This is a genomic window from Nonomuraea sp. NPDC001699 (assembly GCF_053596455.1).
Genome location: NZ_JBSFGF010000002.1, coordinates 904,392 through 916,193, shown reverse-complemented (window position 1 = coordinate 916,193; position 11,802 = coordinate 904,392). Strand labels below are relative to the sequence as shown.

The window sequence follows — 11,802 nt, the reverse complement described above, 5'->3', positions numbered from 1 at the left end:
GTCTGCCCTCTCAGAACCGGACGGCTTCACGGTCGAGCGCCCGCCGCAGCAGCAGTACCACGGCCGCCGCGATCAGCAGGCTGAACAGCGCGCTGGCGGCGGTCATCCCCAGCTCGGGCGGCGAGCCCGAGCCGCCGTACGTGGCCGCGTAGCTGTAGAGGGCGACGGTCCAGGTGCTGCTCGGCGGGGTGCCCGCGGTGCCGCCACCGAACACCAGCACCAGCTCGAACACCTTGATCGAGCTGATGGTCCACAGCAGCGCGCAGACGCTGAAGACGTCCCAGCTCAGCGGGATCGTGACGTGCCGCAGCCGCTGCCAGGACGTGGCCCCGAGAAGCGCGCAGTCCTCGTAGAAGTAGGCGGGGATGCGGTCGACGGCGGCCATGATGATCGTGGTGTAGTACCCGACCGCGGCCCAGATCGCCACGATCAGGATGAGCGTGAACGTGTTGTCCACGGCCAGCCACTTGGGCGGGTCGCTCACCCCGAACACGCCCCTCAGGACGGTGTTGACCAGCCCGTCGGGGTTGAACAGGAAGCCCGCCACGATCGCCGGGACCAGCGCGCTGACGATGTTGGGGAAGAACAGGATGTTGCGCGCGACCAGCCGCCCGCGCATCTCCCTGAGCACCATCGTGAGCGCGAAGCCGGTCACGAACGTCACGCCGCCGCCGATGACCAGCAGCTTCAGGGTGTTGAGCAGCGCGGTGTGGAAGACCGGGTCGCCCAGCAGGCGGGCGTAGTTGCGCAGCCCGACGAAGCGCGACTCGCCGTACCCGGCGGTCTGCTGGAGGCTGATCCACACCGCGTAGCAGGCCGGGCCCAGGACGAAGACGGCCAGCAGCGCGAGTGCCGGGGCGACCATGGGGACGAAGGCCCGCTGCCGGGCCCGTCCGGCGGGGCCGGGCCGCGGCTCGGGTGCGAGCGCCATCAGTCGCCCTGGTTCTTCCAGAAGGCGGCCTGGACAGCGGTGATCTTGTCCACGAACCCCTGTGCGGTGAGCTTGCCGTTGAACAGCTCGCCCACCGTCGGGTAGTAGACCTTGTCGGTCCAGCCCGGCACGCTCAGCCCGGCCGCGAACGGATACGTGGCGGGCACGCCGTCGAGCTGCTTCTTCACCCCGGCCAGGGCCTCGGGTACGTACGCGTCCTCGCGCGGCGAGAGCACCGAGGCGGTCCTGGCCAGCTCGTCGGCGAAGGTCTTGGTCGTCATGTAGGCGATGAACCGCTCGCCGGCCTCGACGTTCTTCGCCTTGACGGGCATCGCGAAGCCGAACTGCACGACCTCCTCGCCCTCGGCCGGGCCGCCGACCTCGGGGAAGGGCATGGAGGCGGGCCTGAACCCGGCCTTGGCGTACGAGCCGACCTCGCTGGGCAGCCAGGAACCCATGATCATGAAGGCGGCCCGGCCCTGGGCCCAGTTCTTCTGCTGCTCGGGGTACTTGCCGGCGTCGTACCCCTTGAGCAGGTAGCCCTCCTTGGCGAACTTCTCGATCTGCCGAGCGGCCGCCAGCACCTCGGGCTTCTTCCACGACTGCCCGGTCCGGTCCTCGGCGATGGCCTTGAGGCCGTCGGCGCCGATCGTCCGGTACAGGTAGTAGTTCATCCAGTAGGAGTCGGACCAGTACTGCTCGCCGTCGGCCGTGAGCGGGGCCGTCCCGGCGGCCTTGAGCCTGCCGAGCAGCGCCAGGAACGCGTTCCAGTCCTTCGGCAGCGGCTCGGTGAGGGTGGCGGCGTCGTAGAACAGGCCGATGCCGGCGACGCTGTAGGGCACCATGTACGGCTCCCCGCCCGGCAGCCGCAGCGCCGGGCTCTGGAGGTACTTGGCCGGGATGACGTCCTTGACCTTCTTGCCCGCCTCGCCGGGCACGTCGGCCTCGTACACCTTGGCCAGGCCCCGGGCCACGCCCGGAGTGACCATGAACGGCCGGATCGTGTCGTCGGACTGGTCGACCACGTCCGGCACCTTGGACGTGGTGAGCGCGGCGGGCAGCTTCTGCTTGACCACGTCGCGGCCGGCCCACTCCACGCTGACCTTGATGCCGGTGGCCCGGGTGAAGCGGGTGATCGCCGCCTGCAGGGCCACCTGCTGGGGCTCGCCCTGCTTCCACATCGACCAGTAGACGAGCTCCTTGCCCGGCTCGTCCGGGGAGCCGCCGCCGCAGGCGGTGAGCAGGCCGAGGGCCAGCGCGCCGGCGGCGAGGCCGGCGAGCGTCCTGCGGGAGGGGAGATGTCGGGATGAGCTCATCGAGCCGCACCGCCTGTCCTGTGAGTTCCGGGGGGTGGTCGGTCCGGCGGGCCCCGGACGGAGGCCCGCCGGAGAAGGGTCAGCCGACGGTCCAGCGCTGCAGCGCCGAGCCGGTGTCGGCCTGCTGGGTGACGGGGGAGCCGTCGGCGGTGGAGGCCGTGGTGAGCGACAGCCCGCTCTTCTGCGAGGCGATCCGGTAGCCGCCCGCGGAGGCGGGGGTGACCTGCCAGCGCTGGTTCGCCGCGCCGGTGCACGTCCACTGGATGACCTTGGCGCCAGCGGCGGTCGAGCCGCCGCTGACGTCCGCGCAGAGCTTCGACAGGTCGTTGGCGATCTGGTAGGAGCCGTCGGACTGGCGGGTGAGGATCCAGCGCTGGTTGGCGCCGGAGTTGGGGGCCCAGGTGATGAGCGGGGTGCCCGGGGTGGTGGAGTGGTCGGGGTCGTCCAGGGCCTTGCCGGCGGCGGTCAGGGTGTGGACGCCGCTCAGGTCGCCGCCCGCCGCGCCGGTGTCGGTCAGCGTCAGGGTCTGCTCGGCCGCGGTGCGCCGCCCGCCGACCGTCCCGCCCGAGGTGTCGCTCCAGTGGCGTACGGGCGTGGTCTCGGCCGGCCGGGCCGCCTCCGCCGACAGGCCGAGCGCGAGGCCGCTGTAGCGGTTGACCAGCCGGTGGCCGCTCCCGCTCGGCACGGCGAACCACTGCTGGCCCGCGGTGGGCCCGCCGGCGCCGGGCGCGGTGACGACCGGCTTCGCTCCCCAGGCCCGGCCGGCGGCGGTGGCCGCGTCCACGCCGAGCAGGCCGCCGGTCGAGGCGTTGGCGATCCGGTAGGAGCCGTCGCCGTTGGAGGTGAACGTCCAGCTCTCCAGGGCCGAGCCGGTCGGGGCGGCGGTGGAGGTGGTCGCCGCGCCGCCGGAGACCTGGGCCAGCACGCGGCCGGCGCCGTTGCCGATCCGGTAGGTCCGGCCCGGGTTCGCCGGGGCGGGAGCGGGCGCGGTGGAGGAGATGGTGAGGGTCGCGTACTCGCCGCTGGAGGTCGCGCACTCGATCGAGCAGTACGAGCGGAACGTCCTGCCGACGACGGTCGAGCCGGTCTTGCTGACCTGGTCGAGGAACCAGCGGTACCAGGAGCCGGAGACGTAGCCGCCGGAGTCGCCGATCAGGCGCCATTTCTGCGTCGAGAGGTCGTCGGTGACGTAGAAGCGCTGGGGCTGACGTCCGGAGACGACCTCGGGCTCGCCGACGTACAGGCCGAGGTGGGCGTCGTAGGCGATGTTCATGATGAACAGGTCGGACTTCGGCGGCAGTTTCCCGGCGGCGATCTGCTGGTCGACCGTGCCGGTGTTGGCCGGGTCGTAGTCGCCGCCCACGGGTGTGTAGCCCTGGGGGTTGGCGGCGGTGACCGGCACCATGTTGCTCTCCTTGCCGCCCACGCCGGGCTGCGACCAGGAGCCGTCGTACCACTTGGTCCACGAGCCGGTCGCCATCTTGGCCGACATCGGCGCCCGCGCCACGTGGGCCAGGCCGCCGTTGCCGCCGCCCACGCCGCCCTTGGGGATGATCCGCGAGCCGTAGTAGACGTAGAAGTAGCCCGAGACCGGGTCGGCGAACAGGCGCGGGTCGCCGTCGCCGTAGTCGTAGGTCTGGTTGGGGAAGGCCGTGCCGTCGTTGCGCCTGGTGCTGTACGGCGAGGTGATCGCGTGGCCGAGGATCGTCCACACGCGACCCTGGTTCCGGGAGACGGCGTAGTCGAGGGAGTCGTAGTGCAGCCCGTCGCCGAAGGGTTGCGGGGTGAACTCGTTGTGGACCAGGCCGTACCAGTCGCCGGTGTCGGGATCCACCCAGACGCCGACCAGGTCGCAGTAGTTCTTGTGGGCATACCCCGAGCCGGCCCCGGCGGAGGTCGCCTCGACGCCGGTCGGGCTGTTGTTGCAGCGCCAGGTCGTGTCGTTGTTGCGGTCGGCGGAGTTGGCCGGGTTGACCGCGTCGCTGATCGCGGCCGAGCGGGTGGCGGTCTCGAAGTTCGTGCCGGTGAAGAAGTCCCAGTAGCGGGGGTCGGAGCTGCCGTAGAGGGCGGCCGACTGCTGGAAGTAGAAGGTGCCGTCCTTGTCGATGTAGGTGGCCGCCGGGGTGTCGGTGGGGTGGGCGTAGCGGCCGGTGGAGTCGACGGTGATGGTGTAGGAGGCGTCGGGCGGTGCGGCCGACGCGGCCGGGGCGGGCAGTGCGCCGCCCAGGACGAGCGTCAGGGCCGCGGCGGTGGCGGTGAGCACGTTGCGATGGGGGGACACGGGTGCTCCTTTCTGTCGGGCACGCCACGCCGGCGTGCCCCCGGTGAACCACGAGCCAGAACCGCGTGGCCGGACCATACGCCAGATTTGACCGCTCAAACAAGGCCCGATTTCGCGTTTTTGCTCTCTTGCCCGGTCAAACAGCACGTAATGAGCACGCTGGTTGACTCTGTCGGAGCTCGGCGGCTACGTTTCGGGGCGACGTGTTGGACCGGTCAAACCCTCTGGAGGCAGCGGTGGTCACGATGCAGGACGTGGCCGAACGGGCCGGGGTCACCAAGCAGACCGTGTCCAACGTCGTCACCGGCCGCGTACGCGTCCGCCCCGAGACCGAGGCCAAGGTGCGCGCGGCCATCGCCGAGCTCGGCTACACCCCCAACCTGGTGGCCCGCTCCCTGGCCACCGGCACCACCATGACCGTCGGCCTGTTCGTGCCGACGGTGGCCAGCTCGTTCTACTCGGCCGTGGTCGAGGAGGCCGAGAACGTCCTGGAGGAGCACGGCTACCACCTGCTGCTGTGCACCACCCGCCTGGACGGCGAGCGGGCCCGCCGGCACATCACCGGCCTGACCAGCCGGTCGGTCGACGCCCTGCTGATCGCCGGCGACAACGGCCTCACCGAGCACCTGCCGCTGCTGGCCGGCGCGCGCTTCCCCGTGGCGCTGTGCGCGTGGGAGAGCGAGGTGCCCGACACCCTGCCCGTGGTCACGATCGACTACGAGCAGGCCGGCTACCTGGCCGGGCGGCATCTGCGCGAGCTGGGCCACGAGCGCGTCGCGGTGCTGAGCAGCGCGCCGCACGCCCTGCGCGTGCAGGGGTTCCGGCGCGCGTTCGCCCGCGACGGCCTCGACGTCCCCGCCTCGGCCGTCTTCACCGCGCCGGAGCCTACGGCGATGGGCGGCTTCACCGCCGCCACCGCCGCCCTGACCGCCGTCCCGGAGGTGACCGCGGTCTTCTGCACCCACGACATCCTCGCGCTGGGCGCGCTGGAGGCGGCCCGGCTCGGCGGCCGCTCGGTCCCGGGCGACCTGTCGGTGGTCGGCCACGACGACATCGACGAGGTACGCGTGACGCACCCCGCCCTCACCACGGTCGCCATCCCGAGCCGGGAGATGACCAGGCAGGCCATCGAGCTGCTGCTGCGCGCGCTGGACGAGGGCCGCCCGCCGGTCAACTCCCTGCAACTGCTGCGCTCGACCCTGATCGTCAGGGCCAGCAGCGGCCCCGCCTGACCTGCTCCGGCACCTGCTACGGCGCGGCCTGCCCGGCGAGCGCGCGGCGGACCCACCGGCCGGCCCCGCGCCCGCAGCCCCGGACGCTCCAGCCCGCCGCCGCCCCGACGGCGACCCCGGCGAGGACGTCGCCCGGGTAGTGGGCGCCCACGTACACGCGGGAGGCGGCCACCGCGGCGGCCAGCAGCATGACCGGGGCGGCGACCGGAAGCGGCGCGTCCCTGGCCACCGCCACCGCGAAGGCGACCGCGGACGCGCTGTGCCCCGAGGGCAGCGAGGACGACGACGGCACCCGGCGGCGGCGGATCACCGGGATGAGGTCCGTCAGCGGGCGCGGCCTGCGGATCGCCTGCTTGACGACCATGCTGGTCAGCGGGCTGGCCAGCGAGATCGCAAGCAGCCCCCGTACGCCGGCCCGCTGCAACCGTGGCCGGCCCGTCAGCATCAGCACGCCCGCGACCAGCCCCCACAGGACCGAGTTGTCGGCGGCCGACGACAGGTGCGGGAGCAGGGCGTCGAGCACGGGCAGGTCGGCGCGCGCGACCCGGTCGAAGGCCCGCTTGTCCCAGGCGTCGAGACGTTCGAGCAGCATCATCCAGCCGATCACCTCCGCGACGGCCCTACACCTGCCCGCCGATCACGCCGATCATGCCCGGGACGGCCTGGCTCCCGTGCTCTCCCTGACCACGAGCTCGGGCTCGACCAGCCGCCGGGCCTCGGGCTCGTGCCCGGCCATGAAGTCGAGCAGCAGGTGGAAGGCGTGCCTGCCGACCTCGCCGAAGTCCTGTCGCACGGTGGTCAGCGGGGGCCAGAAGTAGGCCGACTCGGGGATGTCGTCGAACCCGGCCACGCTCACGTCCTCGGGCACCCGGCGGCCGGCCTCGCGCAGCGCGCGCAGCACGCCGAGCGCCATCTGGTCGTTGGCCACGAACACGGCGGTGACGTCGGGGTTCTCGGCGAGGCGGCGGCCGAGCTGGTAGCCCGAGCGGGCGCTCCAGTCGCCGCGCAGCACGTCGGGCGCCTGGCGACCGGCGGCCTCCAGCACGCCGCGCCAGCCCTCGATGCGGCCGTTGGCGTCGAGCCAGTCGGCCGGGCCCGCGACGTGCCAGACCGTCTCGTGGCCGAGGCTGAGCAGGTGGCGGGTGACCCGCCTGGCGCCCGCCTGCTGGTCGACCTTGGCCACCGGCACGGGGATGTCGTCGCCCGCGTCGACGGCCACCACCGGCATCTCCGGCGGCAGGTGACGCAGGCCGTCGGCGGCCGACTCGTGCGGCGCCACGATGATCACACCGTCGACCGCCTGGGCGCGTAACCGCTGCACGCCCTCCTCCATCGACCTGCGGCTGAGCGAGGGCAGGCTGGCGATGCTGACGTTGTAGCCGGCCCGCCTGGCGGCCTGCTCGATGCAGTAGAGCGTGGAGGCCGGGCCGTAGAGGGTGGTGTCGATGCTGACCACGCCGAGCACGCCGGACCTGCCGGTGACGAGCTGGCGGGCGGCCTGGTTGGGCCGGTAGTCGAGCTCGCGCACCGCGGCCATCACGCGGGCCCTGGTCTCCGCGCGGACCCGGTCGGGCGCGTTGAGCACGCGCGAGACGGTCATGGCAGAGACCCCGGCGAGGACGGCCACGTCCATGAGCACCGCGGGCCTGTCGCCCTTCGCTTTCACCGCCGCTCCCTCCTGTCAGCGGTAACGCTAACAGGCCAGGGACGAGATCGTGCGCCCGCGCCGATGCCCTGAGCGGGCCCGGCATGTGGTCCGGTGAGCCCCGGCGTGCCTGGTCGGCGGCTTGACACTGCCAGCTAACTGCCAGGAACGGTATGTAGTCTGCCTCGCCATGAACTGGCAGCGGCACGTCAACAATGCGCTGGTCAGGTTCACCGGATTCCAGATCGAGCGAGTGGGGAACACCCCTTCTCCCCCGCCCGCTCCCGAGATCAGACCGCCCGCGGATCCGCTAACCGACCGGCTGCTCGAATCCCCCGTCTTCGTCCTGTCCCCCGTACGTTCCGGCTCCACCCTCCTGCGCGCGATCCTCAACGCCCACCCCGACCTGCACGCCCCGCACGAGCTGCACGTACGCCGGCTGCGGGTGCAGTTCGACACCTCGCTGGCCGCCAAGGCGATGGGCGCGCTCGGGCACAACCAGGCCGACCTGGAACACCTGCTCTGGGACCGGGTGCTCCACCGCGAGCTGGTCCGCAGCGGCAAGCGGTACGTCGTGGACAAGACCCCCGCCAACGCCTTCGCCCACCAGCGCATCGCCGCCTGCTGGCCGGACGCCCGGTTCGTCTTCCTGCTGCGCCACCCGGCCTCGATCGCCACGTCCTGGCACGAGGCCGGCCCGGACCGGCGCACCCCGGAGGAGGCCGCGCTCGACGCCCTGCGGTACATGAAGGCCGTGCAGAAGGCCAGGGCCGCGCTGCCGGGGCTGACCGTCAGGTACGAGGAGCTGAGCGCCGAGCCCGAGCGCGTCACCCGCGAGATCTGCGCGTTCCTCGGCCTGGAGTGGGAGCCGCGGATGCTCTCCTACGGCGAGCAGCGGGTGCTGGAGAAGGGACTCGGCGACTGGCGGGACAAGATCAGGACCGGGACCGTCCAGCCCGCCCGCGAGCTGCCCTCCCCCGACCTGATCCCCGAACCCCTCAAGCCCATCTCCCGGACCTGGGGGTACCTCACGTGAAGATCCGCTACCTGATGCTGCACGCCTACGGCATGGGCGGCACGATCCGCACCGTGGTCAACCAGGCGAACGCGATGGCCGCGGCCGGGCACGACGTCGAGCTGGTCAGCCTGGTACGGCGGCGCGAAACCCCGCAGTTCGCGATCGACCCCCGGATCACCGTCACCACGCTGGTGGACCAGCGCGACGGCAGGCTGCCCGACTCCGTCGGCCGCAAGGCGTGGCGGCGGATCCGTGGCAAGATCGTGCCGCGCGGCGAGTTCGCGGCCGACTACTTCACCGAGCGGGTGGAGCGCGCCGCGATGGACTACGTCTCCGGCCTGTCGGGCGGCGTCCTGGTGACGACCAGGCCCGCGCTGAACCTGATCTCCGCCCGCCGCACCCCCGCCGACGTCGTCGGGATCGCGCAGGAGCACATGAACCTGTCCGCCTATCCCGACACGATCCGCAGGGAGATCGCCCGCCATTACGGCAGGTTCGCCGCGGTGACCGTGCTGACCATGACCAACAAGCTCGAATACCAGCGGCTGCTGCCGGACACGCCGGTGGTCGTGATCCCGAACGCCGTCCACCGCGTGGAGCAGGAGCGGTCCCGGCAGGTCAACCCGGTCGTGGTGGCCGCCGGGCGGCTGGTGCCGCAGAAGGGGTTCGACCTGCTCATCGAGGCGTTCGCGCAGGTCGTACGGGTGCATCCGGAGTGGCGGCTGCGCGTGTTCGGCACCGGGCCGCGCCGCAGCCAGCTCAGCGGGCTGATCGCGCAGCACGGGCTGGCCGATCACGTGACGCTGCCCGGACGTACCGAGCGGCTGGAGAAGGAGCTGGCCGAGGCGTCGGTGTACGCCCTCAGCTCCCGCTTCGAGGGCCTGCCCATGGTCATGATCGAGGCGATGACGCACGCGCTGCCCGTGGTCGCCTTCGACTGCCCGACGGGGCCGCGGGACGTGCTGACCGACGGCGTGGACGGCGTCCTGGTGCCGCCCAGGGACGTGGACGGGCTGGCCGCGGCGCTGATCCAAGTGATCGGCGACCGGGAGCGGCGGGTGCGGATGGGCGAGGCGGCGGCGGCGACGTCGCGGGCGTACGCGCCCGGGGTGGTGATGCCGATGTGGGAGGAGTTGTTCTCGGGGCTGGTGCAGGGGAACCGGACGGCGGGAAACTTCTGGGCGGGCCGCTGATCTACCTGGATCCGCGAAGATCTACCCGACGGATCCTGCGGCCAGGGCGGCGTTTCTAACGATTAGGTCACAGATTTAGCGGCAAATCGTTAAGAGCATGCCAAACCGGGCGGCAGCCTGGGGTACATGCGTAACCGGAAAGCTCGACTCACCGCGTTCGCAGGCGCCTTCGCCCTGGTCACGGGGTTCGGCGTGCCTGCGTACGCCCAGACCGCCGCTCCCGTCACCGGCCCTGTCGCCGCGGCCTCCGTGGTCGACGGCGCCCAAGCGCCCGCCGTCTACGGCCGGGCCGCCTACCTGATGGACGCCAGGTCCGGCGCCGCCCTGTTCGGCAAGGCCGCCGACACCCGCATGCCGATCGCCAGCCTCACCAAGACGATGACGGCGTACGTGGTGCTGCAGGCCGCCAAGCCCACGGACATGGTGGAGATCACCGCCCAGGACGCGCAGTACGCCGAGGACGGCGGCGGCACCACCGCCGACCTGCGGCCGGGCGACCGGCTCCCGGTCGGCGAACTGCTGTACGCGCTCATGCTGCCCTCGGGCGCCGACGCCGCCCACGCGCTGGCCCGTACGTACGGGCCCGGCGTGCCGGGGTTCGTCGACAGGATGAACGACACCGCCCGCTCGCTCGGCATGAACGACACCCGGTACGTCAACGCCGACGGCCTGCCCACCTCGGCCGGCGACGGCTGGTCCACGGCCCGCGACCAGTCCGTACTGGCCGCCAAGGCGCTCTCGGTGCCGCTGATCGAGGGGGTCGCCGGGACCCGCTACCACGAGGTGGCCGCGACGGACGAGCACGGCGCGTACGGCTGGCGCAACACCAACCGCCTGCTCGCCGAGCCCGGCGCGATCGGGCTGAAGACCGGGTTCACCCGGGCGGCGGGGTACAGCCTGGCGTTCGCCGGTGAGCGGGACGGGCGACGACTGGTGGGCGTGATCCTGGGCGAGTCGGTCTCCAGCCGCCGCTTCGACACCGCCCAGGCCCTCCTCACCTGGGCCCCCACCCGCGCCGCCGCCTGAGGCATCGCCGCCGGCTCCCGGCCGCGCGCTCGGTGTCCGCATGATGGACGCTCGTGATCTGTTGGGTTAGTTTGCCCGACATGAACGTTCGCATCGCGATGAGCGTGATGTCCGCGGCGCTCGTGCTCGCCGCCCCCCTCCCCGCCCACGCGGCCACCCCCGGACTCGGCTGGGAGCTGAAGGAGACCGGCGTGACCGCCCGCTTCCGCGGCCTGGCGCCCGTGAGCAGGGACGTGGTGTGGGCCGCCGGCACCGGCGGAACCGTCCTGCGCACCGTGGACGGCGGCCGCACCTGGCAGAACGTCTCCCCACCCGGCACCGAGGCCCTCCAGTTCCGCGACGTGGAGGCGTTCGACGCCCGCCGCGCCCTGGTCCTGTCGATCGGCACCGGCACGGACGGCCGCGTCTACCGCACCGAGGACGGCGGCCGCACCTGGACCGAGTCCTTCAGGAACGACGAACCGAACGCCTTCTACGACTGCATGGCCTTCTTCGACCGCCGCCACGGCCTGGCCATGAGCGACCCGGTGGACGGCAGGTTCCGCGTCCTGGCCACCGAGGACGGCGGACGGAGCTGGCAGGTGCTGCCCTCGACCGGCATGCCGGACGCGCTGCCCGGCGAGGCCGGGTTCGCGGCGAGCGGGCAGTGCCTGGTGACCGCGGGCGGGCGCGACGCGTGGATCGCCACCGGCGGCGGCGAGCGGTCGCGCGTGTTCCGTTCGGCCGACCGCGGACGTACGTGGACCGTCGCCGACACCCCCGTCCCGGCCGCCGACGCCGCCAAGGGCGTCTTCGCGCTGGCCTTCCGCGACCGGCACCGCGGGATCGCGGTCGGCGGCGACTACCAGCCCGGCCGCCCCTCCCCGAACGCCGCCGCGGTCACCAGGGACGGCGGCGCCACCTGGCAGACCGCCACGACCCCGCCGCCCGCGTACCGGTCGGGGGTGACATGGCTGCCGCACCTGCCGTTCGCGGCCATCGCCGTCGGGCCGACGGGGAGCGACGTGACGTACTCGGGCGGGGCCCGCTGGGACACCTTCGACGGCGGCTCGTTCGACACGGTCTCGTGCACCCCGGACCTGTCCTGCTGGGCCTCCGGCGAACAGGGCCGCATAGCCCGCCTCCGGCTCCGCTAGAGCGCGTCCGGACACGAGGAGGAG

General features: G+C 72.5%; 10 protein-coding genes. 5 read left to right on the top strand and 5 right to left on the bottom strand.

From position 1 onward, the window contains the following. Window positions 1-10: 10 nt before the first annotated feature. From ACWCSU_RS09720 to ACWCSU_RS09710, 3 genes are all read right to left on the bottom strand, one after another. On the bottom strand, window positions 11-931 hold the full coding sequence (locus tag ACWCSU_RS09720; protein ID WP_449934701.1) for a carbohydrate ABC transporter permease: 921 nt from the start codon (window positions 929-931) through the stop codon (window positions 11-13). After that, window positions 931-2,247, bottom strand: coding sequence for an ABC transporter substrate-binding protein (locus ACWCSU_RS09715; protein ID WP_449934700.1), 1,317 nt, complete (start codon window positions 2,245-2,247; stop codon window positions 931-933). The genes ACWCSU_RS09720 and ACWCSU_RS09715 overlap by 1 nt, the downstream gene beginning before the upstream one ends. Before the next feature lie 79 nt (window positions 2,248-2,326). After that, window positions 2,327-4,528 (bottom strand): RICIN domain-containing protein, encoded by a 2,202-nt coding sequence (locus tag ACWCSU_RS09710; RefSeq protein WP_449934699.1) that lies wholly within the window; start codon window positions 4,526-4,528, stop codon window positions 2,327-2,329. 245 nt (window positions 4,529-4,773) lie between these two features. On the opposite strand from ACWCSU_RS09710, the gene ACWCSU_RS09705 reads away from it, so the two are divergent. Then, window positions 4,774-5,760, top strand: coding sequence for a LacI family DNA-binding transcriptional regulator (locus ACWCSU_RS09705; protein ID WP_364096577.1), 987 nt, complete (start codon window positions 4,774-4,776; stop codon window positions 5,758-5,760). 16 nt (window positions 5,761-5,776) lie between these two features. Here the strand turns inward: ACWCSU_RS09705 and ACWCSU_RS09700 are convergent, their stop codons facing one another. Together ACWCSU_RS09700 and ACWCSU_RS09695 are read right to left on the bottom strand one after the other, a co-directional pair. After that, window positions 5,777-6,355, bottom strand: coding sequence for a phosphatase PAP2 family protein (locus tag ACWCSU_RS09700; RefSeq protein WP_449934698.1), 579 nt, complete (start codon window positions 6,353-6,355; stop codon window positions 5,777-5,779). 51 nt (window positions 6,356-6,406) lie between these two features. Beyond that, window positions 6,407-7,426, bottom strand: a complete 1,020-nt coding sequence (locus ACWCSU_RS09695) for a LacI family DNA-binding transcriptional regulator (RefSeq protein ID WP_449934697.1) — start codon at window positions 7,424-7,426, stop codon at window positions 6,407-6,409. Window positions 7,427-7,595: 169 nt separating this feature from the next. Between ACWCSU_RS09695 and ACWCSU_RS09690 the strand changes: the two genes are divergently transcribed. The 4 genes from ACWCSU_RS09690 (at window position 7,596) to ACWCSU_RS09675 (ending at window position 11,778) form a co-directional block, all read left to right on the top strand. Further along, window positions 7,596-8,441, top strand: a complete 846-nt coding sequence (locus ACWCSU_RS09690) for a sulfotransferase family protein (protein ID WP_449934696.1) — start codon at window positions 7,596-7,598, stop codon at window positions 8,439-8,441. After that, a complete protein-coding gene (locus ACWCSU_RS09685; protein WP_449934695.1) occupies window positions 8,438-9,616 on the top strand; it encodes a glycosyltransferase family 4 protein in 1,179 nt (392 codons plus the stop codon). Before ACWCSU_RS09690 ends, ACWCSU_RS09685 begins: the two co-directional genes overlap by 4 nt. A gap of 126 nt (window positions 9,617-9,742) precedes the next feature. After that, the gene (locus tag ACWCSU_RS09680; protein ID WP_357706671.1) at window positions 9,743-10,642 is read left to right on the top strand and encodes a D-alanyl-D-alanine carboxypeptidase family protein; all 900 of its coding nucleotides are present in this window, start codon (window positions 9,743-9,745) and stop codon (window positions 10,640-10,642) included. Window positions 10,643-10,722: 80 nt separating this feature from the next. Beyond that, entirely contained in the window at window positions 10,723-11,778 is a 1,056-nt protein-coding gene (locus ACWCSU_RS09675; RefSeq protein WP_449934694.1) for an oxidoreductase, read from the top strand. Window positions 11,779-11,802: the final 24 nt, after the last annotated feature.

Coding starts and splice junctions, on each gene's coding strand:
- ACWCSU_RS09680 (WP_357706671.1), top strand. CDS start 9,743: ATGCGTAACCGGAAAGCTCGACTCACCGCGTTCGCAGGCGCCTTCGCC.
- ACWCSU_RS09705 (WP_364096577.1), top strand. CDS start 4,774: ATGCAGGACGTGGCCGAACGGGCCGGGGTCACCAAGCAGACCGTGTCC.
- ACWCSU_RS09715 (WP_449934700.1), bottom strand. CDS start 2,247: ATGAGCTCATCCCGACATCTCCCCTCCCGCAGGACGCTCGCCGGCCTC.
- ACWCSU_RS09690 (WP_449934696.1), top strand. CDS start 7,596: ATGAACTGGCAGCGGCACGTCAACAATGCGCTGGTCAGGTTCACCGGA.
- ACWCSU_RS09720 (WP_449934701.1), bottom strand. CDS start 931: ATGGCGCTCGCACCCGAGCCGCGGCCCGGCCCCGCCGGACGGGCCCGG.
- ACWCSU_RS09675 (WP_449934694.1), top strand. CDS start 10,723: ATGAACGTTCGCATCGCGATGAGCGTGATGTCCGCGGCGCTCGTGCTC.
- ACWCSU_RS09700 (WP_449934698.1), bottom strand. CDS start 6,355: ATGATGCTGCTCGAACGTCTCGACGCCTGGGACAAGCGGGCCTTCGAC.